Origin of the sequence: Streptococcus sp. oral taxon 071 str. 73H25AP (assembly GCF_000146755.1) — a bacterium.
Lineage (GTDB): Bacteria > Bacillota > Bacilli > Lactobacillales > Streptococcaceae > Streptococcus > Streptococcus oralis_T.
Window position 1 is genome coordinate 1,845,784 of record NZ_GL397254.1, and the last position, 25,424, is coordinate 1,871,207.

Below are 25,424 nucleotides of genomic sequence, written 5' to 3' on the forward strand. Positions count from 1 at the left end.
TTCTGACAAAGGATTCTGAAAATAGAAACTACAACCATAGATGGTGAATACACTCTCTATGGTTTGTTTACTTAAGAGAAATGGACCAAAGGAGAGAAGAATGAAAGCATACACAGAACGTGTATTTGGAAATCATGAGGGCAAGGATGTCTTGGCCTATCGCTTTGAGACTGACAGTGGCTACCAACTAGAAATTATGACTTATGGTGGGACCATCTTGCGCTATGTCACACCTGACAAGGCTGGAAATTTTGCCAATGTGATTTTGGGCTTTGATGATTTTGATAGCTATGTAGGTAATAGTCCCAAGCATGGAGCAAGTGTAGGTCCTGTAGCAGGCCGTATTGCAGGTGCGATATTTGAGCTCAATGGTCAGACCTATAATCTTGAAGTCAACAATGCCAGCAACTGTAACCACAGTGGTTCAACAGGTTGGGATTCGAGCTTGTTTGAATTGGTAGAGGTGAGCGACCATGGCTTGACTCTCTACACAGAGCGTACAGACGGGACAGGAGGATTTCCTGGTAATCTCAAGATCTGGATCAGCTATCACTTGGAAGAGACTGGTGCTTACGAAGTCAGCTACAAGGTAACGACTGATCAGGATACGCTGGTCAATCCAACCAACCACAGCTACTTCAACTTGTCTGGTGATTTTACGCAGACAATTGACCGCCATGTCTTCCAGCTAAATACGGAGGGCATTTACCCAATCGCTCCGGACGGTGTTCCGGCTAAGACTCCAGATGCTACTCGTGATGTGGTGAAACACATCTATAATGGAGCCTTGTTGAAGGACATCTTTGCAGAGGACGATGAGCAAATCCAGTTGGTATCTGGTTTGGATCACCCATTTGCCCTTCCTGCAGGTCATGACAATGCTGGTTTTCTTTATGACCAAAACTCAGGTCGCTTCCTACTTTTCAAGACAGAGGCCCCTTGCTTTGTGGTCTACACAGCAAACTTTGTGGATGAGAGTGTCATCATAGCTGGTCAGCCAATGGTGCAACACAATGGGATTGCCCTTGAAGCGCAAGCTTTACCAGATGCCATTCACAGCGACCTCAAAGACCAAGTCATTCTCAAAGCAGGGGAAACCTTCACCAGCAAAACTCGTTACGAGCTTGTTGTAAAATAAAAAGAAGAGCTGGTTTCCAGCTCTTTTGAGTTGTCTTCGTTGACATTCTATCTCAATAGTGTATAATTGATGTAATTAATTAAGTTACAACAAACGAAAGGAGACACCCGATGACTTATGCATACCAAAGCCACATTTACCTAGCAGAGGCGGTTTTAAATGTCAAGGATGTGACGAGTCAAACGGCTTTTTATCACCAGATTATTGGCTTGGAGATTTTATCGCAAACGGAGACAGAAGCGATTTTGGGACTTGGTAAAAAAGCCTTGGTTCACTTGATTCAGGCCGAAAAGGATGGTGAAGTAAGGGAGCATTATGGGCTCTACCATCTGGCGATTTTGTTGCCGACACGAAAAGCCTTGGCAGATGTCTTGAGACACCTAAGTGATTTACGCATTCCTCTGGTCGGAGGTGCGGATCATGGATACAGTGAAGCCCTTTATCTGGAGGATTTGGAAGGAAATGGCATTGAATTCTACCGTGATAAGCCAGTGTCTTCATGGGATATTCGAGAAGACGGTCGCATTATCGGTGTGACCGAAGCCCTTGCGGCACAGGATATCTATGAGTTGGGAGAAAAGGTGGATCCCTTTATCCTAGCTGAAGGGACGAGAATGGGGCATATCCATCTATCGGTGAAGGATAGCCACGCGGCGAGCCAGTTTTATCAAAAGGTGTTAGGGCTAGAAGATAAATTTAGCATTCCTAGTGCTAGTTGGATAGCGGCTGGTCAGTACCATCACCACCTGGCTGTCAACGAATGGGCTGGAAAAGGGCTAGCTCCGCGTGAGCAAGGCTTGCCAGGCTTGGCCTACTATGTCCTTGAGGTCGAAAGCAAGGAAGAACTCTTGGACATCGTTAAGCAAGCACAAGAGCTAGAAGATCCGATTAAGTGGCTAAATTCGAGTGAGTTGGATTTGGTAGATCCAGATGGGATTGTGACCCGCATTCGCTTGGCACGATGAGACGAGGAAAACACATTATTTATTTTAGAGACATAGAAAAAGGCGGACAAGCTCGTATTCTGTTTTTAGAATGCGAACTTGTTCGCTTTTTATGAAATGATAAAGAGTAAAAGAGCTATAGCTATAACCAGACTGTAAAGGTAATCACCTGTTTTTTGTAGGTGACAAATATTTTACCTCTAAATAGGCTAACGAGATGCTGAGCCATAGAGAGACCAATGCCGTGTCCAGATATGGTTTGGTTGTTGTGAGAGGTCTCCGCACGATAAAAGCGATCAAAGAAACGCTTAATATTAGCTGCTTGTCCATCCTTGTAATCATTAGAAATAGTGATGCAGGTTCGTTTGCGTAGTAGGTAATTTTTGCGTTGGAGCGTCAAGCAAATCGTTCCAGCGGGATCACAGTATTTTCGGGCATTGTCAAGAAGGATGCTAAGAAGCTCATAAAATTCTTCTTGGGCCACTTTTTCTACAACGTCTGCTTCAATAGAACTTTTAAATTTTTTATCTTCTTTGGTAAAGAGAGGAGCAAAATCTGAGGCAACCTTTTCAGCGATGACGGAGATATTTTGAGGAGCTAATTTGATATCCTCTTGCTCCTCGAGCCGAGCAAGTCGGATGAGCCTTCCAATCAGGTGGTTGAGTCGTTCCGTCTGTTCTTTAGTACTGATACTCCACTCAGTCTCTCCCTCCATTAACTCCTGTAGCTCGGTATTGGCCGAAATGATGGCTAGAGGCGTTTTGAGTTCATGTCCTGCATTGGTGATAAACATCCGTTGTTTTTCATAGTTTTTGATAAAAGGACGAATGACAATCCCTGAAATCAAGGTGAAGAGCAGTATGAGGAGGAGTAAGCTAGCCAAGGCTAGCCAGATAGAGACCTGAAGTAAGGTATCTCGTTCCCGGATGTAGTTAGTCGTCTCAAAGAAAACCAGTAGTTTCCCAGTCGTAGATTGGCTCACTTGGTAGGTAAAATAGCGCCCCTTATGAGTAATAGAACCATAAGTTTCTTGCTTTTTGAGGATGTTTGGGAGAAAACTTTTGACTTCAGCCTCAGTTAAGGACTGGACATTTGTGAGGGAGATGGCGTAGTCATTTTCCTTTTCTCTGACGGAGAAGTATTGAAAATTATAGACAATTCCTTCTTGGATATTTTTCTCAGTCAGACTTTCCTTGGTTTCGTCTGTAATAGGAAGTTCACCCTCATTCTTGGTTAAGATAGAGAGGACGGTGTGGATGTTACCCTCCGTCTGAGTGTAGACGATACTATTCATCAAGACTAGAAAGAAGGTTAGAATCAGAGCAATGGCAAGAGTGGCCGTTGCGATAAATTTGATGCGAAGTTTTCGAAACATCTAGTCACCTCCTGTCAATTGGAAGGGTCCTTCTGCAGCCCCAAGTATTTGTAAGCTAGACTGGACACTTTGGAGTTTTTGGCGTAGGTAGGAGATATAGAGAAAGACGAGCTCGTGATCCGGTTCTTCCAGCTCATCTGGCCAGACCTGCTCTAGTAGTTGTTGACAACTGAGGGGTTGGTTAGCGTGCTGGATGAGGAGAGTCAAGAGTTGGGTTTCCTTTTTCCCTAAACGAATGCTGTTTGTAGCAGCCAATTCTTGTTCCTCAATATCCAAGCGAGTATTTCCTAATTGGACTGTATCCGGGGTGTAGTCTTCCAGGCGGCGTGCAGTAGAACGGAGTCTAGCTAAGAGTTCCTTGAGCGAGAAAGGTTTGGTCAAGTAGTCGTCAGCACCTGCATCAAGTCCAGTTACGCGGTCATTCACTTCGGCCATGGCTGTCAACATGATGACGTGAGTCGTATTGCCTGCCTGGCGAATTTCTTTGAGGGCTTCGATTCCAGTTTTAATTGGCATCATGATGTCAAAAATCATGAGGTGATAGTGGTTAGATTTAGCCTTTTCGACAGCGTCTTGTCCGTTAAAAACAGAATCAACGCTGTAGCCTTCGCGTTCTAACGCAACAGTGATAACACGGTTTAGTTGGGTTTCATCTTCGGCAAGTAGGATTTTCATAGGTTCTCCTTAGTCTTGATCAGAGCGCTGAATCAAATCACGGATGGTCTGCATGGTCAAGTCACAAGAAGCAAGCTCATCGGCACAACGTTTGAGCTCGCGCGTGATTCGCTCAGGATTTTGGATGTTTTTCTTGTATTTCATCTGGTGTTCGAGGCTAGCCCAGGAATCCATGGCAATTGTGCGCAGTTGAATCTCGATAAAATAGGTACCCTGGTCATTTCCCAGACAGTCTGGGTAGGGAGTGGTCACCTCTAGAATCAGATGATAGGAACGGTAGCCGTTGGGTTTGACCTGACGGATATAGTCTTTCTCTTTGAAAATATGGATGCTTGGCATCTGGCGAATATACTCTACGATGCGGTAGATATCATCTGTAAAGCCTGTGATAATTCGAACGCCAATAGCATCTCGTATTTCTTTAAGAGCGGATTGACTTGTCTGAGGAAGGCCCTTGCGTTGGCATTTTTCACGCATACTTTTTTCCGTTTTGATGCGCGCATGCAAATGCTCATATAGTTTGAGGTCGGTTTCTTTTTTGTAATTGGTTGCGGCCTCTTCTATGTCTTGAATAAAGGTTTGCAAGATGGTGGGTAAATAGGCCTCACAGCTACCATAGATAGAATTCATAAGCACGTCCATTCTGAACAGTTTTTTACTATTATATCATGAAAGCACCGATATGAGATAAGTTCCTACAAAGACAGATGGGATGAGAATTTTGACAAAGCCCCTTATTCGAGATATAATGAAGAAAAATCGAGCAAGGAAAAAGAAATGACAAACTCAAAGTATATAACACGCTTGAAACGTTCAGAGGGCCAGTTGCGTGGGATTCAAAAGATGATAGAAGAAGATCGTGACTGCGCTGATATTGTGACGCAATTGACAGCAGTGAAATCGAGTGTTGAGCGCGTGATTGAGATGATGATTACGGAAAATCTCACCGCCTGCATCAACCAACCACTAGATGATCCCGAGGCTCAAAAGGAACGCCTAGAAAAGGCCATCCGATACTTGATTAAACGGAAATAAATTAATGTTTTGAGATGAAAGTTGCAAAGATCTCTACTATTAGGATAGTTTAATGTGAATCAAGCGAGGCTGGAAAAAGTCTTTAAAATTAAAAAACGCATACTATCAGGTGTTGAAAAGCCTTGATAGTATGCGTTTTATTGTGGGGAGATTTATACTCTTCGAAAATCAAATTCAAACCACATCAGCTTCACCTTGCCGTACTCAAGTACAGCCTGCAGCTAGCTTCCTAGTTTGCACTTTGATTTTCATTGAGTATTACTTCATTTTCTCCTGAAATTGAGTTGTTGCTCAGCTTCTTTTGCTTATTCTACTTGCCCAGGCCAAGCATTCATACCACCTTCTACGTTGATAACGGTGAGACCTTGAGCTCTAAGAAATTGACAGGCAGATGCAGAACGTACTCCACCTTGACAGATAACATGGTATGCATGGTCAGGATTGAGTTCTTTGTAGCCTTGCTCCAAGCTACTTAACGGAAGATTTTTTGCACCTGGCGCATGTCCTGCTTGGAATTCATGTATTTCACGTACATCAATAAGATTTGGATTTTCATGTTGGTATTTTTCATAAAAGTCAGCCATGCTGATACTAGTTTCCATATTCGACTCCTTCTGGTTTAGCCATTTTGTATAGTGAATAAGCGCCGTCAAGGTTTTGGACGGTAAATCCTGCTTGCTTGAGGATACGCTCTGCGATATAGCTACGTAAACCGCTGTGGCAGCTAACGATGTAGGCTTGATTCTTGTCCAGTTCGTCCAAGCGTTCCCGTAGTTCGTTTAGGGGGATGTGGATGGTATCGACTTTGAGTCGGCCACTCTGGAATTCGCCACTTGTCCGTACATCTAGGAATTTCTTACCGGCGGCTAGTTCGTCTTCTAGTTGGTACCATTGAATATTGTCGCTTAAACCTTCGATTAGGTTCAAGGCTGCATAGCCCAGCATATTGACGGGATCCTTAGCAGAGCCAAATGGTGGCGCATAGGTGAACTCCAATTCTGGTAAGTCAAAGACGGTGAGATTTCCCTTGATAGCAGTTGCTAGGATATCAATTCGCTTGTCAACACCTTTCTTCCCAACTCCTTGGGCACCATAGATTTTTCCAGTGGTTGGGTCAAAGAGGAGTTTCAAGGTCATATCAGTAGCGCCAGGATAATAACCAGCGTGATCTTTTCCACTGACATGAAGTGCCTTGTAAGGAAGTTGATTCATGCGAAGGATACGTTCGCCGAGACCAGTCGAAGCAGCTGTCATATCAAAGGCACGAACGATAGCAGTGCCGATACTGCCCTTGTTTGTACGACCTAGTCCTGCAATGACATCCGCCACTTGGCGTCCTTGACGATTGGCAGGAGAAGCGAGAGAGATGAGAGCGTCTTGGCCTGTAATCTCTTGCTTGACGACGATGGCATCCCCAACTGCAAAAATATCTTTTTGACTGGTTTCGTAATGTTCATCGACCAAGATCCCACCACGAAGTCCCAGTTCAATCCCCGCAGCTTTTGCTAGTCCGTTTTCAGGTTCAACACCGACAGAAAGGATGGTGAGGTCAGAAGTGATCTTTTGACCGTTTTCGAGAACGATGATTTTTCCTTGGTCTTCAAATCGAGTCGCAGACTGGGAAGTGATAACGCGGACACCATTTGCCAGCAATTCTGCTTGGACAAAGGCCGCCATTTCCTGATCTAATGGTGGCAAGACATGAGGTGCTTTCTCCACGATGGTGACTTGCAATCCTCGTTTCGCCAGGTTTTCAGCCATTTCAAGCCCGATAAAGCCTGCACCGATAACGACAGCTTCTTTTGGATGATTGTCCAAGGCCACCATAATCTCGTCAAGATCGGGAACATTGCGGAGCGTGTAGGCATTCTTAGCTTCTGCCAAACCTTCAATGGTAGGAACAAATGGTTTAGCTCCTGGGGAGAGGATTAGCTTGTCGTAGCTTTCTGTGAATTCCTGTCCATCATAGCGTACGGTCACAGTGTGATCTGCTGGCGAAATGCTGATGACCTCGTGAAATGGTCGCACATCGAGATTAAAGCGTGCTTTGAGACTTTCAGGAGTTTGTACTAATAAACTATCACGGTTTGAAATTTCTCCTGAAACATAGTAAGGAAGTCCGCAGTTTGCAAAGGAAACAAAGGGACCTTTCTCAAAAATAGTGATTTCAGCGTCTTCCATGAGACGTCTGAGGCGGGTTGCTGCTGACATACCGCCTGCAACTCCCCCGACAATGATAATTTTCATTGATTTTCTCCTTTATGCTTCTAGATGACCTTACCTGTCCAAGCGCTCATACCGCCTCGGACATTGATGACATCGTAGCCTTTTTTCTTTAGCTTCTTCGCAGCTAGTTTGCTTCGCACACCAGAATGACAAATGACATAAAGTGTTTCTTTTGTTGCAGGTGTGTAAGAACCGATTTCTGTTAAAGGAACATTCTTGGCGTTTTTGATATGACCTCTACGGAATTCTGTAGGCGTCCGAACATCCAGTAGTTGAATCGGTTCCTTGAGTTTAACTTCTAACTCGCTGGTAGAAATACTGTCAATTTTTGTAAATAAGTGAAACATAGGCACCTCCAAACATACCCTTATGGGGTATATTAAACCATGAAGTCAAGCTTTTGTCAAGCAAGTTGTTTTGACTTGGGAGAGGGCTTGGTTTTGAGAGTTTAGAAAGCAGGCTATTCTTGACCTTTCAAAGGCTTTTTGATGTGATGGGCTCCAAAGTAAGTATGAGGTGATACTATGACCAGTGAATACCAGAAAATGATAGCAGGAGAACCCTATCATCCGTTTGATTCCGAGCTACGGGCCTTGGCTCAGGCTTCTCGCCAAAAACAGGCTGCCTTTAACCGGGAAGAAGATCCCTTGAAGGGAGCGGATATTATCAAGACTTGGTTTGGCTCAACTGGGCAAAATCTCTATGTCAATCCACATCTGGTGGTCGATTATGGAGTCAATATCCATCTAGGGGAAAATTTTTATTCTAATTGGAACTTGACCATGCTGGATGTTTGTCCGATTCGCATCGGGAACAACGCCATGATTGGTCCCAACTGTCAGTTTTTAACCCCCCTCCATCCACTAGATCCGGATGAACGTAATTCAGGTGTCGAATACGGCAAGCCCATCACCATCGGAGATAATTTCTGGGCTGGAGGAGGCGTCATCGTCCTTCCTGGAGTGACACTAGGAAATAACGTAGTGGCGGGAGCAGGGGCCGTGATTACCAAGTCCTTTGGAGACAATGTTGTCCTAGGTGGGAATCCTGCGCGTGTTATCAAGGAAATACCAGTAAAAGAAAACTAAAAAGAACAGCCTGGGCTGTTCTTTTTATGAACTCTAATCTTATAAATTTTTCTTCTTTTTTGCTTTCTTGGTCAAGGAAACATCGCACTGAGGGATGTTGGTTTTAAAAATCTATTAAAGGTAGTCTAGAGTTCAAAAATTGTTTTAGCAGCCCTTTCTAAAAAATTACTAGGCGAAACTAAATTTAAGGAAACTTTCAGAAAAGTTTTAGTTTTGTTTCAGGAATCTTCTATAGACTGTCTAGCTATATCCTATGAAGGAGAGGAAAAAGGTATGAAATCAAAAAAATGGACCCTACTCGCAACGAGTTTAACGGCAATGGTGCTGCTGGCAGCATGTGCCCAGTCAACAACTACATCCAATACCAATGCAACGACAAATAGTGCCACAACAACTGCAACAAAGACAAACCAATCATCCTATTTTACAGAGAAGGACAATGATACTTCTTATGACGAAAGCACAGCTTCTAAGATTGAGTTATCTGGCTCATCTGCAAACGTCTCTGGAGATGGGGTGACAGTCTCTGAATCAACAGTGACCATCACAAAATCTGGAACCTATGTAATTTCAGGTCAGTCTGACGGAGTGCAGATCAAGATCGAGGCAGATAAGTCGGCAGATGTTCATCTAGTCCTAAAAGGTGCGACCATGACCAATACCAATGCAGCGATATCTGCGACATCAGCTGGCCATGTCTACTTGACTCTAGCAGAGGGAACCACCAACAGTTTCTCTGACTCAAGCTCTAACAGCGACGAAAAAGCAGACGCAGCTCTCTTTTCTAAGGTGGATTTGACCATCAACGGGAAAGGAACTCTCAATGTAGATGGCAAGAAGAACAACGGGATCAAGGCCAACGACACCCTCCACATCACGGGTGGAACCTATAACATCACAGCAGTTGGCGATGCCTTTAATGTCAATGATGAACTCAACATCACTGGTACGACCATGACTATCGATGCCAAAGAAGATGGCGTAAAGGTGGACAATGACGAGGATACTTCAGTCGGAACCATGTACCTATCCAACAACAACATCACCGTTACAGCAGGAGATGATGGCATCCACGCATCAGGTGATTTGGTTATCGATAGTGGTACCTACACCGTCAAGAATTCGACAGAAGGACTTGAAGGGAAGTCCATCACTATCAACGGTGGGGACATTACCATCTATGCGACAGATGATGGAGTTAATGCAGCCAACAAAAATGCCCAACAAAGTGAGATTTTCTTTACTATGAACGGTGGTAACCTGATAGTAGAAGTTGGTCAAGGGGATACAGACCCAATCGATTCAAACGGCAATATCACAGTTACAGGTGGAACCATTAAAATGATTGGTCAAACAGGTTTTGACTTTGATGGAACAGCGATCTACACAGGTGGAGATATCTATCTCAACGGTGAAAAACAAACGGAAATCGTCAATTCTATGCCTGGAGGCGGTGGACCGAATGGAGTTCCTCAAGGGGGCGGTCCAGCCTCTGGCGGACAAGGATAAACAAAAAAGATAGCATTCAATTAGAATGGCTATCTTTTTATATGGGTGATAGATTGATATGTTACGAGTGGTTTTATAGTTGTAGCTTTCAAGGATAAATTGTTAAGTCACTCATTTGTGTTTACTTAAATTTCTTGAATTTTAAGAGAGTATTGAGTAGTTTTCCCCTAAATGTTTTGTTTTGATAGGCGATTGTGAGGGAATTGAAAAATTCAACTGCTAGGTGTTCCTGGTGACCGAACTCCATCTAGCTTGAGGTTGCTTCTGGGGAAAAGACGCCTAATTTGATGCGGAGTCCACCTTTTTTCATCTTGAACTGATGCATACCATACATCTTGATATCAAGGCTTGGATCGGGCATGAGAGTAGCAGTATCACCTGCCATAGAAATTTTTGTATCAGCATCAGGAATGACTGGTTTTTCAGCATCTAGACTGATAAAGATTTTTTGATAAGTTGGTTGTCCGTACTCTCCAATCAACTCCATCACTTCCTGTCCACCGTGCACTCCAGCAAATACAAAATGTTCAGGGTGAATTTTAAAAGGAAGTGCTTGGTCGCCCATTTTATTTAGTCCTTGGTTGAAAGCGAAGAAATCTCCCAAAATCAGGTCTCAAGAAAGTTCGTAAAGCATCACAATTTAGTAAATTTTAATTCGAGAGAGTTGCTATATTTACATGGAACATCCTTCGGGATGTTCTTTTTTATGCTTGTAAATCGATTTAAGATAGTTTATCTAATGATTAGTCGTTTCAATTTTATTGTTGAGGCCTAAGTAGATTTTTGATTGGTAATCAATAAGATGATAGTTAGCTTGATAAAAACTCTTGATAAATTTACTCTAACGGAATTAAATAATGAGAAAAATGATATAATAAGAAGAATAAAAAGTTAATGAGGAAATATGATGTCAGAACAGGTACAAAGGCAAGAGCTACATAGAAAGATATGGAAAATTGCTGATGAAGTTCGTGGTGCAGTAGATGGTTGGGACTTCAAGCAGTATATTTTGGGAATTCTATTTTATCGCTTTATTAGTGAAAATTTCAAAACCTATATCGAAGGTGGCGATGAATCAATTAACTATGAAGAGATTTCTGAAGATTTAATTACGCCTGAAGTTCGAGATGATGCCATTAAAACCAAGGGTTATTTTATTATGCCTTCGCAGTTGTTTTCCAGTGTTGTCAAAGCTGCTCGTCAAAATGAGCACTTAAATACAGATTTAAAAGATATCTTTGATGATATTGAGTCTAGTGCGATTGGTTATGCGAGTGAACATGACATTAAAGGTCTTTTTGATGATGTAGATACCAGAAGTAACAAGTTAGGTAGTACGGTTCCGGAGAGGAATCAGCGCTTGACCCTGATTCTTGAAGGAATTGCAAGTCTTGATTTTGGAAACTTTGAAGATAATCATATTGATCTCTTTGGGGATGCTTATGAGTATCTAATCTCTAATTATGCTTCTAACGCTGGGAAATCTGGTGGAGAATTTTTTACACCGCAAAGTGTATCGAAACTCTTGGCGCGGATTGTTATGCTGGGTAAGAATGAAAAAAATAAAATCAATAAAATTTACGATCCTGCCTGTGGTTCGGGTTCGTTACTTCTGCAAGCTAAAAAGCAGTTTAATGAGCACATAATTGAAGACGGATTTTATGGTCAGGAAATTAATATGACCACCTATAATCTAGCTCGGATGAATATGTTTTTACACAATATCAATTATGATAAGTTTAGCATTGAGCGTGGCAATACCTTACTTGATCCTAAGCATGTAAACGATAAGCCTTTTGATGCTATTGTGTCAAATCCACCCTACTCTATCAAATGGATAGGAAGTGATGATCCGACGCTCATCAACGATGACCGCTTTGCACCTGCGGGTGTATTGGCGCCTAAATCTAAGGCTGATTTTGCTTTTATTATGCATAGCTTGTCATACTTGTCAAATAAGGGACGAGCTGCAATCGTAACTTTCCCAGGTATTTTCTATCGTGGAGGTGCTGAGCAAAAGATCCGTCAATATCTAGTAGACAATAACTTTGTTGAAGCGGTTATTCAGCTACCAGACAATCTCTTTTTTGGGACCTCCATTGCGACCTGTATTCTTATTTTAGCGAAGAATAAGCCAACGACGGATATCCTCTTTGTTGATGCAAGTAAGCAGTTTAAGAAAGAAACTAATAATAACGTCTTAACAGAAGAGAATATCGAAAAAATCTTAGACAGTGTTGAAAAGAAAGAAAACGAAGATTACTTTTCTTGTATGGTGGTACAAGAAAAAGTAGCAGAAGCAGATTATAATCTTTCAGTGTCCACTTATGTAGAAAAAGAAGATACACGTGAGAAGATTGATATAGATGTTCTCAATAAAGAAATCGCTGAGACTGTTTCCAAGATTGACCACTTGCGTGCAGAGATAGACAAGATTGTAGAGGAATTGAGCCATGGCAAATGATGTGATTCTCTATAGAACAGATGATGGCAAGTCCGCTATTGAGCTTTACTTGGATAATGGAACGGTCTGGCTGACCCAACAAGAACTAGCTGAGCTCTTTCAAACTTCCAAGCAAAACATTAGTAAACATATCAAGGCAATATTTGAGGATGGTGAATTAGATGAAACAGTGGTTGTCAACTATCAGTTGACAACCACTCGTCACGGTGCAATAGCTGGTAAAACTCAGTCAAAAAAAGTCGCCTACTACAATCTCGACATGATTTTGGCGATTGGCTATCGTGTGCGCTCCCCTCGTGGAGTCCAGTTTAGACACTATGCTTCGACAGTCTTGAAAGAGTATCTGATTAAAGGCTTTGCTATGGATGATGATCGTCTGAAAAACTTGGGTGGAAGCTCTTACTTTAAAGAACTCCTTGAAAGAATCCGAGACATCCGCTCTAGTGAAAAAGTCTTTTACCGTCAGGTCTTGGATCTCTTTGCTACATCAAGTGACTACAATGCAAACTCATCAGAGGCAAAGAAATTTTTTGCGACAGTGCAGAACAAGATGCATTACGCCATTCACCACAATACTGCCAGTGAACTCATCTACAATCGTGTTGATAGTGAAAAGGAGTTTATGGGCTTGACCACTTTTAAGGGAGACCTCCCTACTCTATCTGAAGCAAAAGTTGCCAAGAACTATCTGACAGAAAAGGAACTCCGTGGACTCAATCAGCTTGTATCAGGATATCTAGACTTTGCGGAAAGACAGGCAGAACGTGAAGAAGTGATGACTATGGCGGACTGGGTGACACATGTGGACCGTATCCTTCAGGCTACTGGCGAAGATTTACTAGATAACAGTGGTTCTATTTCTCGTGAACAGATGAAGCAGAAGGTAGATAAGGAATATAAGAACTACCAAGCCAAGACCCTCAGTCAAGTTGAAAAAGATTACCTCAAGGAAATCAAAAGCATTGAAAATCTAGCTAAGGAAGGAGGTAACTAATGAACATCCTAGAAGAAATCCAAAACTGTCCTGTTGAATGGAAAGAGTTGTGGGAAGTGTGTGATACGGTAACAGATTTTACGGCAGCAGGCTCGTTTGCTTCAAACGCAAAAAACGTCAAGTATATTCAAGAAGCTTCTTTTGCTCAACTTGTCAGAACAACAGATTTAAAAAGTGGATTTAAAGGAAATAATTTTGTTTATGTTGATGAACATGCCTTTAACTATTTATATAGAGTAAATCTAGATCAAGAAAGTTTGGTTATGCCTAATGTTGGTAATTGTGGAGAGATTTATTACATAGAACCTGAAAATTTACCATACGAAAATAATGTTTTAGGACCAAATGCTTTGTTGGTTAGAAGTTCTAAAGAAAATAATCGCTACCTATTTCATCTTTTTCAATCTGGACAATTTCAGAATGAGTTGGCGAAAATAACTTCTAATACTGGACAGACCAAGTATAATAAGACAAATTTGAAAAAAATTAGAATTCCAATCCCTCCTCAAGAAATTCAAGAAAAAATCGTGCAAATACTTGACAAATTCACCGATTATGTTACAGAATTGACCTCAGAATTGACCTCACGTAAAAAGCAATATTCTTTTTATAGAGATAAACTCTTGTCATTTGAAGACGAGGTTTATCAGGTTGAGTGGAAAGTACTTAAAGATGTTGCTACATTGAAGAATGGAAAGGATTGGAAGACTCTTCCAAGTGGCGAAATACCAGTATATGGCAGTGGTGGAGAAATGGGAGAGTTTGTTGCAGATCATTCTTATGACAAACCAACTGTTTTGATTCCTAGGAAAGGTTCTATTTCTAATTTATTCTATTTAGAAAAAGCTTTTTGGAATGTCGATACAGTTTACTATACAGAAATTGATGATGAACAGATTATTCCAAAATATTTTTATTATTATTTAACAACTGTCAAATTAGAAGAAATGGCAACTAATCCAACAAGACCTAGTTTAACCCAAGCTATTCTTGATAAAATTAGAATCCCAGTTCCTTCACTCGAAATCCAATCTCGTATTGTTCAAGTTCTAGACAACTTTGACAAGGTTTGTAATGACCTAAACATCGGACTGCCCAGGGAGAATGAACTACGTCAAAAACAGTACGAATATTTTAGAGAAAAACTCTTGACATTCGTCGCCGAAGGCGAGTACACTGAGAGTAGAGTAGAGTAGAGGAGTGGGACAACTCCGCTATTATCAAGCTTTTACAGTGGGTATTTGGCCCAATTCGAGTGGAGTTTGGAGCTATGGCTAAGATTGTTCGTGGTGCTTCTCCAAGACCAATTTCAAAATTTATTACTGAATCTGAGAAAGGTATACCTTGGATAAAGATTGGTGATGTTGAAAAAGACTCAAAATATGTTTCAAAAACAAAAGAGAGAATTACTCAAGCTGGAAGTGAGAAGTCTCGTTTGGTATATAAAGGTGATTTTATAATGTCAAATTCTATGAGTTTTGGACGTCCATATATCTTAGATATTGATGGTTGTATTCATGATGGTTGGCTATCAATAAGTAGTTTTGAGGATTTATGTTCACCTGATTATTTATATCATTATCTATTAACAGATACTATGCAACATATGATGAGGAAGAATGCATCTAATGGAACAGTTCAAAATTTGAATGCGGAAATTGTTAGACAATTAATCATTGTGTTACCGCCATTATCTCAACAGTCCCAGGCAGTGTCAGTTTTAGATAATTTTGACACTCTAACCAACTCACTTTCTGAAGGCCTTCCAAAAGAAATCGAATTGAGACAGAAACAGTATGAATACTGGCGGGAACAATTGTTTAAATTTTGACTGACAGAAAAGAATAGGAAAGGGATATGGCAAAAACGCTAAGAGATATTGCGCAGAAGTTAAAAGATTCAAATAAGAATGTTCAGCTAATATACGCTTTTAATGGGACAGGCAAGACCAGACTCTCTAAAGAGTTTGCTAAGTTGGTTCGAGCTGAAGAAGGCGGTCTTACGAGAGATAAGATTCTTTATTATAATGCTTTTACTGAGGATTTGTTCTTTTGGGATAATGATCTTGATAACAATCAAGATTTTAAGTTGAAAATTCAGCCAAATTCTTTTATATCATGGATTATTGAAGAGCAAGGTCAGGATCTGAATATTATATCAAATTTTCAACATTATACAGACGATAAATTGAATCCAATCTTTGATTTAACCAATAATCAAGTTTTTTTCAGTTTTCAGAGAGGAAATGGGGAAGAGCGTGAGTATGTTAAGCTCTCTAAGGGTGAGGAAAGCAACTTTATCTGGTCAGTATTTTATACTTTGCTAGAATTTGTGATAAGTGAGCGAAAGATAATTGAGTCAGAAGAGCGGAGCACCCATGATTTTGATGATTTAGAATATATTTTTATTGACGATCCTGTTTCTTCCCTGGATGAAAATCATTTGATAGAAGTGGCTTCAAACTTAGCTGGTTTGATAAAAGAAAGTAATCAAGAAAAATTAGATTTAAAATTTATTATTACTACTCATAGTCCTCTGTTTTACAATGTTTTGCACAATGAACTTGGTAACGCGGATAAATATAGACTTGAAAAATTAGAGGATGGAACATATCTAATGCCAAATCAAAGGAAGGACTCCCCCTTTGCCTATCATTTATTTCTATGTGAACAAATTACTCAGGCGATAGAAAATGGTAATATTCAAAAATTTCATTTTAATTTTCTACGGAATTTGTATGAAAAAACATCGACTTTTTTAGGATACGAAGACTGGAAAGAGTTGCTTCCGCAAGATGCTGATGATGGTGTGAAGAATGCTTACAAAAAAAGGATTTTAGATTTTGCAGGTCATTCTAAACATTCAGCTGATGAAGTTGCTGAATTAAATCCTGTGCACAAGGAAATGTTGACTTATCTTTTTAATGATTTTATAGAGCGATACCATTTTTATAAAAAGGAGTAATTATGTCTGAAAGTACATTCACTACAGCTATTGTTGAGTCAGATAATTTTATCATTTTAGAAAAGTATACCAAGTTAGAACAGCCTAGTCAGTATCAGGCCGAGGCGGACTTGGAGAAGGAGCTGATTGCTGACTTGCGCCAGCAAGGATACGAGTATCTTACTTATTTGACGACCCCAGAGGCGCTTTTGGCTAATCTCAAGACCCAGATGGAAGTTCTGAATAATGTGGTTTTTACAGATGCTGAGTGGTTGCGCTTCTTGGATGAATACCTCAATAAACCCAGTGACAGTTTGATTGATCGTACCAGAAAACTTCATGATAACTATATTTATGATTTTATCTTTGATGATGGGCATATCCAGAATATCTATCTATGGGATAAGAAAAATATTAGTCGAAACAAACTGCAAGTCATTAATCAAATGAAGCAAGTTGGCACCAGTAGCAATCGATACGATGTGACCTTGCTGGTAAACGGATTGCCTCTGGTACAAATTGAGCTCAAAAAGCGCGGAGTTGCGATTCGAGAGGCCTTTAATCAGGTGCATAGATATAGTAAAGAGAGTTTCAATGAGGAGAATTCTCTCTTTAAGTACCTTCAGATTTTTATCATCTCAAACGGAACGGATACTCGGTATTTTGCTAATACGACCAAGCGAGATAAGAATTCTTATGAGTTCACCATGAACTGGGCTTTGAAAAATAATAATCCTATTAAGGACTTGAAGGACTTTACAGCAACTTTCTTGAGTCAACAGACTTTGTTAAATGTCTTGATAAATTATTCTGTCTTTGATACTAATGATACTCTTCTTATCATGCGTCCTTATCAGATTGCGGCAACTGAGAGAATCATCTGGAAGATACGTTCAGCTATTGCTTCAAAAATCAAAAGCGGTCCTGATACAGGTGGCTATATTTGGCATACTACCGGTTCAGGGAAGACCCTGACAAGTTTTAAAGCTGCTAGACTTGCTACTGAGATGGAAGAAGTGGATAAGGTTTTCTTTGTGGTGGATCGCAAGGACTTGGATTATCAGACGATGAAAGAGTACCAGCGATTTTCACCTGACTCAGTCAACGGTTCAAATAGCACTGCAGGACTCAAACGCAATATCGAGAAGGATGATAATAAAATTGTCGTGACGACCATTCAGAAGCTTAACAATTTTATGAGCAGTGAGAGTCATCATGAAATTTATCAAAAGCAAGTGGTTTTCATTTTTGATGAATGTCATCGTTCTCAGTTTGGTGAAGCGCAAAAGCGCCTCAGACAGAAATTTAAGAAATATTGCCAGTTTGGTTTTACGGGTACACCGATTTTACCAGACAAGTATGATGCCTCAGGTAAACTAATTCGAAAGGGAAATGCATTAGGGACAGACACGACCGTATCTGTTTTCGGTCGTGAGTTACATGCCTATGTGCTTACTGATGCGATTCGAGATCAAAAAGTCTTGAAGTTCATGGTTGATTATAACGACGTTCGTCCGAAGTTTAAGTCAATTGAAAGCGAGCAGGACTTGACCAAATTGTCTGCAGCTGAAAATAAAAAAGCGCTGCTTCATCCGACTCGAATCGCTGAAATATCTAGGTATGTCTTAGATCATTTTGATCAAAAAACGCATCGATTAACTGGTAAAGGTTTCAATGCTATGTTTGCTGTTTCAAGTGTTGATGCAGCAAAAGCCTACTATCAAGAGTTGCAAAATCAGCAAAAAGATTCTGATAAACCATTGAAGATTGCGACTATCTTTTCCTATGCTGCGAATGAGTCTCAGGTGGCTATTGGTGAAATTGATGATGAGAGCTTTTCACCGACAGATTTAGCGGATATTAGTAGTAAAGAATTTTTGAGTAGCTGTATAGCTGATTATAATCAGTTATTTGGCACTAATTTTACTATTAATGGCAATGATTTTCAGAATTACTATCGTGATTTGGCTAAACGCGTCAAAAATCGGGAGGTGGATCTCTTAATTGTAGTTGGGATGTTCTTGACTGGCTTTGATGCACCGACTTTAAATACTTTATTTGTGGATAAAAATCTGAGATATCATGGTCTAATCCAAGCTTTTTCACGCACCAATCGAATTTATGATGCTACCAAGTCATTTGGGAATATTGTAACCTTCCGGGATTTAGAGAAGGCTACAACTGATGCTATTAAGCTATTTGGAAAGACTGAGACAGCAGAAGTCTTGCTCGAACGTTCTTATCAAGAGTATATGACAGGCTTTACGGAGGCCGGTGAAGAGCAAAAGGGTTATATGGACGTTGTTCAAGAGTTACAAGAAAAATTTCCGGACCCGCAAGCTATCATTAAAGAGACTGATAAGAAAGAATTTGTCTCGTTGTTTGGTCAATTTCTTCGTTTAGATAATATCTTACAAAACTACGATGATTTCATGAGTCTACGAGCTTTACAAGAACTTGATATCTTAGATGATAAGGCTGTAGAGGCTTTCAAGAAACGTTTCCATGTGGATGATGAAACTTTAGAGGAGTTATCTAGGTTAGACATCCCAAGTACTAGGGAAATTCAAGACTACCGTTCAACCTATAATGACATTAAGTCGTGGTATGAGAATGAACGCCGTAATCAGGAAGATAGCGAATCTAAAGTTGATTGGGATTCGATTGTTTTTGAAGTTGAATTACTAAAATCCCAAGAAATCAATCTGGATTATATCTTAGAGCTAATTTTTGAGACTAATAAAAAGGTTTCAGATAAGGATGAACTTGTTTCGGAAATTACTCGGACGATTCGAGCGAGTCTTGGCAATCGAGCTAAGGAAGATTTGATAGTCGCTTTCATCCATGACAGTGATTTAGATAGTTTTGCTGATAAATCAGATATCATTGAACAGTTCTTTATTTTTGCGCAAGGTGAGCAGAAAAGGGAAGCAGATGAGTTGATACAGACTGAGGGATTAAATGAACAAAGTGCTAAGCGCTACATACAAGCTTCGTTGAAGCATGAGTATGCTAGTGAAAATGGAAATGATTTGAATGAAGCTCTGCCGAAAATGAGCCCACTAAATCCACAATATCGTACAAAAAAACAAACCGTTTTTCAAAAGATCAGTCGTTTTGTTGAAAAATTCAAGGGAATTGGTGGAGATATTTAAGAATTATTTGATTGAGTAACGAAATAAATCTGCCTAAACAATAAAAAGTAGCTATCAAATGTGCTTAAGGGCTACTTTTTTATTATTCTATTTTCTGCTTTTAGGAAACTGTTTCTATCATTTTTGAGAATCTCAAAGTATACTTGGAAGGTGGCGGATTCTATATTTTTCAAGTGAATCAGTCATATCTAGCTGGGTCTGATAAGTATTCATTGTACGGAATATACTTAAAGTTAAGACGGTGGCTATCTTGTTGACCTTATTAGAAGGATGCTTCTTAATCCAGTTAATCCTTATGATAGTAGCTTGCTAGAATATATTAGAATAAAGAATTTTTCTGAAAATTTCTGAGATTGATTACGTCTAGACGTTTTTATCCCTCTATCTGAACTTGCATCCGGATGAACATATCGCGGTGCTGCTCTTGGATGACCTCGCAGATATAATCATCCACAGGAGTATATTCAGCTTGGATTAGAGCTTGGTGAAAATGTAGCAGAGCTTATAACTAAAATAGACCTCCCGCATCAATGTACTGCACCCCAAAAGTTAGACAGAGAAAATCTAACTTTTGGGGTGCGGTACACAACAGGTGGTATTCTCTTATATGCTTATTTCATCGAACTTTTAAGCAAGTCCATGGTACCATTAAGAAGAGTATCTGTCAAAAAGTTGCGATTGTATTGTTTTTACTCTCAGTGCATTAGCTTCCTCCTTGACACTCCGTCAGCTTTTGATACAATAGTACAAAATTAGAGGAGGCGGGCTATGATTCAGAAACATGCGATTCCCATTTTGGAGTTTGATGACAATCCCCAGGCGGTCCTTATGCCAACACATGAGGGATTGGACTTAAAGTTGCCAAAGAAGTGTATCTATGCTTTTTTGGAGGAAGAGATTGACCGCTACGCTCAGGAAGCAGGAGCGGACTGTGTCGGCGAATTTGTTTCTGCCACCAAGACTTATCCAATCTATGTCGTGAACTACAAGGGCAAGGAGGTCTGTCTGGCTCAGGCTCCTGTTGGTTCAGCTCCAGCAGCCCAGTTTATGGATTGGTTGATTGGCTATGGTGTGGAGCAAATCATTTCCACTGGAACCTGTGGCGTCCTAGCCGATATAGAGGAAAATGCCTTTCTCGTCCCTGTTCGGGCTCTGCGAGATGAGGGAACCAGCTACCATTATGCAGCACCTTCTCGTTATATGGAGATGCAGATTGAGGTTATCTCTGCCATTGAGCAAGTCTTGGAACAAAGAGGCATTCCTTATGAGGAAGTTATGACCTGGACGACAGATGGTTTTTACCGAGAGACAGCTGAAAAGGTTGCTTATCGTAAGGAAGAAGGTTGTGCTGTTGTGGAGATGGAGTGCTCTGCTCTTGCGGCAGTAGCTCAGTTACGTAGGGTTGTCTGGGGAGAACTGCTCTTTACTGCAGATTCCCTGGTGGATCTAGATAACTACGACAGTCGTGACTGGGGTTCGGAAGCTTTTGATAAGGCGCTCGAACTCTGTTTTGCTATTGTGCACCACATGTGAGTGCTCTTACTGTTTTTATGGTACAATGTAGCTATGTTATTCAAATCTTTTTTGGAAAAAATCAAGACGACGCTGGTTCGATTATCACCAGCCCGTCGCATCTTTTTAAGTTTTGCCTTAGTTATCTTCTTGGGCTCGCTCCTTTTAAGCCTCCCCTTTGCTCAAGCAACAACGTCACAAGCGACCTACTTTGACCATCTCTTTACGACTGTGTCCATGGTCTGTGTGACAGGGCTCTTCACCCAGCCGGTGGCCTCTACTTACAATATCTGGGGCCAGTTGATTTGCATGCTGTTAATCCAGATCGGTGGTTTGGGGCTTATGACCTTTATCGGAATCTTTTATATCCAAGGGAAACAAAAGCTCAGTCTTCGTAGCCGTGAGACTATTCAAGAAAGTTTTAGTTATGGGGAAACCCAGTCCTTAAGGGACTTCATCCGCTCGATCTTTTTGACGACTTTTCTGGTAGAAGGGCTCGGTGCCTTTCTCCTGAGTTTCCGCTTCATTCCTGAATTTGGATGGGGGCGAGGGATTCTAACCTCTATCTTTTTGGCTATTTCAGCTTTCTGCAATGCTGGATTTGATAATTTTGGAAGTACGAGTTTAGCAGTCTTTCAGACGGACCCTTTGATCAATCTAGTGATTGCAGGATTGATTATAACGGGTGGCCTAGGATTTATGGTCTGGTTTGACCTAGCGATCCAGTTTGGGAAAAAGAAAAAACGCCGCCTGCGTTTCCATACCAAGTTGGTTCTCTTTTTAACGGCGGGAATTTTGCTCTTTGGAACAGTATCGACTCTCTTAATCGAGTGGAACAATCCAGGGACGATTGGGAATCTCAGCGTCCCAGAGAAACTATTGGTTAGTTTCTTCCAGACTGTCAGTATGAGGACAGCAGGCTTTGCCTCTATTGACTACACCCAGGCTCGACCAGTTACCTTACTGATCTACATTTTGCAGATGTTTCTGGGCGGGGCACCTGGAGGGACAGCAGGGGGACTCAAGATTACGACCTTCTTTGTCTTGTTGGTCTTTGCTCGCAGTGAATTATTGGGCTTGCCTCATGCCAATGTAGCTCGGAGGACCATTGAACCTCGAACCGTACAAAAATCTTTCAGTGTCTTTATTATCTTCTTGCTGACTTTCTTACTGGGCTTGATTTTACTAGGGATAACAGCAGAAGGAAATCCGCGCTTTATCTATCTCATGTTTGAGACCATTTCAGCACTTGCTACTGTTGGGGTAACGGCAAATTTAACACCAGAGTTAGGTAAGTTAGCCCTTAGTATCGTTATGTTGCTGATGTTTATTGGCCGTATTGGCCCCTTGACACTACTGGTCAGCTTAGCAGAATATAAGCCAGACAAGAAAGATACGATTCACTATATGAAAGCAGATATCACCATTGGATAAGAAAGGAAGAACGATGTCAGATCGGACGATTGGAATTTTAGGCTTGGGAATTTTTGGGAGCAGTGTTTTGGCTGCTCTTGCCAAGCATCATATGAATATCATTGCTATTGATGACCACGAGGAGCGCATTAATCAATTTGAACCCGTGCTGGCGCGTGGGGTAGTTGGGGATATCACGGATGAAGAACTCCTTCTATCAGCTGGAATTGACACCTGCGATACCGTGGTTGTCGCAACGGGGGAAAATCTAGAATCCAGTGTTCTTGCAGTCATGCACTGTAAAAGTCTAGGGGTGCCGACCGTCATTGCCAAGGTAAAAAGTCACATGGCCAAAAAGGTACTGGAGAAAATTGGTGCGGACTCGGTCATCTCACCGGAATTTGAAATGGGACGTTCGTTAGCGCAGAGAATTCTCTTTCATAACAGCGTAGATGTCTTTCAGTTGGACAAGAATGTTTCAATTGTCGAGATGAGAATCCCCCAATCTTGGGCAGGGAAAAGCCTTAGCCAGCTAGATTTACGTGGACGATACAACCTCAATGTACTTGGATTTCGTGACTATGAAAATGCTCCTCTAGATGTTCAATTCGGTCCTGATGACCTTTTACGGTCAGGCGCCTATATCATGGCGGTGATTAATAACCAACATTTGGATACTCTAACAGAGCTGAGTGAGTAGGAGAGGAAGGGCTGCTTTTTTCCAATAACTATTGAGTCAATATAAGTATTTTATAAGAGGGATTTAAGAAAAATTTTAACTTTTTCTTAATCCTTTTTAATTTTAGGAGATTATACTAGAGTCATTAAAAAAAAGAAAAACTCTAAGGAGAATCCTATGAAATTCAATCCAAATCAAAGATATACTCGTTGGTCTATTCGCCGTCTTAGTGTCGGTGTTGCCTCAGTTGTTGTGGCCAGTGGCTTCTTTGTCCTAGTTGGACAACCAAGTTCTGCACGTGCTGATGTCGTCAATCCGACTCCTGCCCAAGTCGTGCCAGACGCAACTTCGGTGAGTGAAAAGAGCGACTTACCAGCAGAGGCTCTCAAAAAAGCAGTCGATGTAGCTCTTCCTTCAGAGCAGTCTGTTCCAACACCTAAAGTAAGTGTGGATACGACAAGCTCTTCAGAAAAAGCGGACGCAACTGCTAAAGAGCTAGTAGTAGCACCAAAAGAAGAAGTGCAAGCACAACCTGACTCTAAGAAACAAACAGAAGATGCAGTTAAACCTGTGGAAAGTCCTGCGTCTACAGTTTCTGTACAAGACCGTGAAGCCAGTGAAGCGCAAGCAGCAACCACCCCAGCTGAAGTGCAAAAAGGTGTGGCTGACAACACCAAAGATACAGTAGATGTCCCAGCCACTTACTTGGACAAGGCTAACTTCCCTGGTCCCTTCACAGCCGGTGTCAACCAAGTTATTCCATACGAAGCCTTTGGTGGAGATGGTATGTTGACTCGCCTTATCTTGAAAGCCTCTGATAAGGCTCCATGGTCAGACAACGGAACGGCTAAAAATCCAGCTCTCTCACCAGTAGAGAAATTGGGCAAAGGCCTTTACTTCTACGAAGTGGATTTGGCAGGCACCCAAGGCAAATCTGACAAAGAGCTGCTTGACCTCTTGAAACAAAATGGAACTCAAAGTTATAAGGCAACCATCAAGGTGTACGGTGCGAAAGATGGCAAGCCTGACTTAACTAATCTGGTAGCGACTAAAGATTTGACTGTTAATTTGAACGGCTTGACCACACCAGCTGAAGTGCAAAAAGGTGTGGCCGACAACACCAAAGATACAGTAGATGTCCCAGCTAGCTATCTTGACAAAGCCAATTTCCCAGGACCATTTACAGCTGGTGTCAACCAAGTCATTCCATACGAAGCTTTTGGTGGAGATGGTATGTTGACTCGCCTCTTGTTAAAAGCCTCAGATAAAGCCCCATGGTCAGACAACGGCTCAGCTAAAAATTCTGCTCTCCCACCAGTAGAGAAATTGGGCAAAGGTCTTTACTTCTACGAAGTAGACTTGGCAGGCACCCAAGGAAAATCAGATAAAGAGTTGCTTGACCTCTTGAAACAAAATGGTACGCAAAGCTATAAGGCTACCATCAAGGTGTACGGTTCAAAAGACGGCAAGCCTGACTTAACTAATCTGGTAGCAACTAAAGATTTGACTGTTAATTTGAATGGTTTAACCACACCAAGTCAGGTTAAAGAGTCTGTTGTTAACAATATCAAAGACATGATTGATGTTCCAGCTAGCTACCTTGATAAGGCTAAGGTTCCTGGACCTTTCTTGGCCGGTGTCAACCAAGTTATTCCATACGAAGCTTTTGGTGGAGATGGTATGTTGACTCGCCTCTTGTTAAAAGCATCAGACAAAGCTCCATGGTCAGACAATGGAACAGCGAATAACCCAGCGTTATTGCCACTTGAAGGCTTGGCTAAAGGCCAATATTTCTACGAAGTGGATTTGAATGGCAACACGACAGGCAAAGAAGGACAAGCCCTTCTAGACCAACTTCGTGCCAATGGCACTCACACTTACCAAGCTACTGTCAAAGTGTATGGTTCTAAAGATGGTAAACCTGATTTGACCAATCTTATCGCAACTCGTCAAGTAACGATTCAGCTTCGTGGAAAAGAAATGGCGTCAACACCATCTCAACAAGGTCAGATGAATACGAAGCCTTCTGAAACAGGCTCTACAGGTACGACTGAGGGTATGATGGGTACAAATCACCATATGTCAGATATGAAAGTAGATCAACCAGCTTCTAGCCCAATGGCTAATATGATGAAAAAAGATGATAAAGCGATGTTACCAAATACTGGGGAAGCTAAAACGGCTACAGCTGGCCTTGGTATCTTTGGTCTAGCCTTGGCAGGTCTTGTTGGACTTTTGGGTTTGACAACCAAACGAGAAGATTAAGATTCAAAT

At 41.2% G+C, this 25,424-nt stretch carries 22 protein-coding genes and 1 pseudogene; 15 read left to right on the forward strand and 8 right to left on the reverse strand.

Annotated elements, in window-relative coordinates; all coding sequences use genetic code 11:
- The first annotated feature begins 100 nt into the window (after positions 1-100).
- Complete coding sequence (locus tag HMPREF9189_RS11150) at positions 101-1,138, forward strand: aldose epimerase family protein (RefSeq protein WP_000649413.1); 1,038 nt, start codon at positions 101-103, stop codon at positions 1,136-1,138.
- 110 nt (positions 1,139-1,248) lie between these two features.
- Positions 1,249-2,103: a VOC family protein gene (locus HMPREF9189_RS11155; protein WP_000220456.1), complete on the forward strand. Its 855-nt coding sequence runs from the start codon at positions 1,249-1,251 to the stop codon at positions 2,101-2,103.
- Between the two features lie 121 nt (positions 2,104-2,224).
- Here the strand turns inward: HMPREF9189_RS11155 and HMPREF9189_RS11160 are convergent, their stop codons facing one another.
- From HMPREF9189_RS11160 to HMPREF9189_RS11170, 3 genes are read right to left on the reverse strand one after another with little or no spacing between them, the layout of a single operon-like run.
- Positions 2,225-3,457, reverse strand: coding sequence for a sensor histidine kinase KdpD (locus HMPREF9189_RS11160; RefSeq protein WP_000488862.1), 1,233 nt, complete (start codon positions 3,455-3,457; stop codon positions 2,225-2,227).
- Complete coding sequence (locus HMPREF9189_RS11165) at positions 3,458-4,132, reverse strand: response regulator transcription factor (RefSeq protein ID WP_000698156.1); 675 nt, start codon at positions 4,130-4,132, stop codon at positions 3,458-3,460.
- A 9-nt stretch (positions 4,133-4,141) separates the two neighbouring features.
- A complete protein-coding gene (locus HMPREF9189_RS11170) occupies positions 4,142-4,762 on the reverse strand; it encodes a GTP pyrophosphokinase family protein (protein WP_001084936.1) in 621 nt (206 codons plus the stop codon).
- A 147-nt stretch (positions 4,763-4,909) separates the two neighbouring features.
- On the opposite strand from HMPREF9189_RS11170, the gene HMPREF9189_RS11175 reads away from it, so the two are divergent.
- Positions 4,910-5,167, forward strand: a complete 258-nt coding sequence (locus tag HMPREF9189_RS11175) for a metal-sensitive transcriptional regulator (protein WP_000185161.1) — start codon at positions 4,910-4,912, stop codon at positions 5,165-5,167.
- Between the two features lie 305 nt (positions 5,168-5,472).
- Here HMPREF9189_RS11175 and HMPREF9189_RS11180 read toward each other — a convergent pair whose 3' ends face one another.
- Genes HMPREF9189_RS11180 through HMPREF9189_RS11190 form a run of 3 tightly spaced genes read right to left on the reverse strand, consistent with a single transcriptional unit; the run spans position 5,473 to position 7,740 of the window.
- Positions 5,473-5,769, reverse strand: coding sequence for a rhodanese-like domain-containing protein (locus HMPREF9189_RS11180; protein WP_000450174.1), 297 nt, complete (start codon positions 5,767-5,769; stop codon positions 5,473-5,475).
- Positions 5,759-7,414, reverse strand: a complete 1,656-nt coding sequence (locus HMPREF9189_RS11185) for an FAD-dependent oxidoreductase (protein WP_000691455.1) — start codon at positions 7,412-7,414, stop codon at positions 5,759-5,761. The genes HMPREF9189_RS11180 and HMPREF9189_RS11185 overlap by 11 nt, the downstream gene beginning before the upstream one ends.
- 20 nt (positions 7,415-7,434) lie before the next feature.
- Complete coding sequence (locus HMPREF9189_RS11190; protein ID WP_000468865.1) at positions 7,435-7,740, reverse strand: rhodanese-like domain-containing protein; 306 nt, start codon at positions 7,738-7,740, stop codon at positions 7,435-7,437.
- A gap of 177 nt (positions 7,741-7,917) precedes the next feature.
- Between HMPREF9189_RS11190 and HMPREF9189_RS11195 the strand changes: the two genes are divergently transcribed.
- Both HMPREF9189_RS11195 and HMPREF9189_RS11200 read left to right on the forward strand, forming a co-directional pair.
- Positions 7,918-8,481 (forward strand): sugar O-acetyltransferase, encoded by a 564-nt coding sequence (locus HMPREF9189_RS11195; RefSeq protein WP_000200251.1) that lies wholly within the window; start codon positions 7,918-7,920, stop codon positions 8,479-8,481.
- Between the two features lie 273 nt (positions 8,482-8,754).
- A complete protein-coding gene (locus tag HMPREF9189_RS11200) occupies positions 8,755-9,990 on the forward strand; it encodes a carbohydrate-binding domain-containing protein (RefSeq protein WP_000837418.1) in 1,236 nt (411 codons plus the stop codon).
- Between the two features lie 247 nt (positions 9,991-10,237).
- On the opposite strand, the gene HMPREF9189_RS0102305 is transcribed toward HMPREF9189_RS11200, so the two are convergent.
- On the reverse strand, positions 10,238-10,555 hold the full coding sequence (locus HMPREF9189_RS0102305) for a hypothetical protein (RefSeq protein ID WP_000502762.1): 318 nt from the start codon (positions 10,553-10,555) through the stop codon (positions 10,238-10,240).
- 342 nt (positions 10,556-10,897) lie between these two features.
- On the opposite strand from HMPREF9189_RS0102305, the gene HMPREF9189_RS11205 reads away from it, so the two are divergent.
- From HMPREF9189_RS11205 to HMPREF9189_RS11230, 6 genes are all read left to right on the forward strand, one after another.
- Positions 10,898-12,454, forward strand: a complete 1,557-nt coding sequence (locus HMPREF9189_RS11205; RefSeq protein WP_000003722.1) for a type I restriction-modification system subunit M — start codon at positions 10,898-10,900, stop codon at positions 12,452-12,454.
- Positions 12,444-13,448, forward strand: coding sequence for a virulence RhuM family protein (locus HMPREF9189_RS11210; protein WP_001262594.1), 1,005 nt, complete (start codon positions 12,444-12,446; stop codon positions 13,446-13,448). The genes HMPREF9189_RS11205 and HMPREF9189_RS11210 overlap by 11 nt, the downstream gene beginning before the upstream one ends.
- Positions 13,448-14,644 carry a restriction endonuclease subunit S gene (locus HMPREF9189_RS11215; RefSeq protein WP_009755491.1) on the forward strand — a complete coding sequence of 399 codons (1,197 nt, stop codon included), beginning with the start codon at positions 13,448-13,450 and terminating at the stop codon, positions 14,642-14,644. Before HMPREF9189_RS11210 ends, HMPREF9189_RS11215 begins: the two co-directional genes overlap by 1 nt.
- 74 nt (positions 14,645-14,718) lie before the next feature.
- Complete coding sequence (locus HMPREF9189_RS11220) at positions 14,719-15,279, forward strand: restriction endonuclease subunit S (RefSeq protein WP_033587813.1); 561 nt, start codon at positions 14,719-14,721, stop codon at positions 15,277-15,279.
- Positions 15,280-15,305: 26 nt separating this feature from the next.
- A complete protein-coding gene (locus tag HMPREF9189_RS11225) occupies positions 15,306-16,412 on the forward strand; it encodes an AAA family ATPase (RefSeq protein ID WP_001140623.1) in 1,107 nt (368 codons plus the stop codon).
- A gap of 2 nt (positions 16,413-16,414) precedes the next feature.
- Positions 16,415-19,546: a type I restriction endonuclease subunit R gene (locus HMPREF9189_RS11230; RefSeq protein WP_000004572.1), complete on the forward strand. Its 3,132-nt coding sequence runs from the start codon at positions 16,415-16,417 to the stop codon at positions 19,544-19,546.
- Positions 19,547-19,919: 373 nt separating this feature from the next.
- Here the strand turns inward: HMPREF9189_RS11230 and HMPREF9189_RS12360 are convergent.
- Positions 19,920-20,054: pseudogene (locus HMPREF9189_RS12360) on the reverse strand (MerR family transcriptional regulator); the annotation flags it as partial.
- Positions 20,055-20,314: 260 nt separating this feature from the next.
- Here HMPREF9189_RS12360 and HMPREF9189_RS11235 point away from each other — a divergent pair.
- The 4 genes from HMPREF9189_RS11235 (at position 20,315) to HMPREF9189_RS11250 (ending at position 25,415) form a co-directional block, all read left to right on the forward strand.
- Entirely contained in the window at positions 20,315-21,079 is a 765-nt protein-coding gene (locus HMPREF9189_RS11235) for a nucleoside phosphorylase (protein ID WP_000615017.1), read from the forward strand.
- Between the two features lie 33 nt (positions 21,080-21,112).
- The gene (locus tag HMPREF9189_RS11240; RefSeq protein WP_000897937.1) at positions 21,113-22,492 is read left to right on the forward strand and encodes a TrkH family potassium uptake protein; all 1,380 of its coding nucleotides are present in this window, start codon (positions 21,113-21,115) and stop codon (positions 22,490-22,492) included.
- Between the two features lie 13 nt (positions 22,493-22,505).
- On the forward strand, positions 22,506-23,171 hold the full coding sequence (locus HMPREF9189_RS11245; RefSeq protein WP_001283889.1) for a TrkA family potassium uptake protein: 666 nt from the start codon (positions 22,506-22,508) through the stop codon (positions 23,169-23,171).
- A gap of 156 nt (positions 23,172-23,327) precedes the next feature.
- Positions 23,328-25,415 carry an SSURE domain-containing protein gene (locus tag HMPREF9189_RS11250; RefSeq protein ID WP_000671343.1) on the forward strand — a complete coding sequence of 696 codons (2,088 nt, stop codon included), beginning with the start codon at positions 23,328-23,330 and terminating at the stop codon, positions 25,413-25,415.
- Positions 25,416-25,424 lie beyond the last annotated feature (9 nt).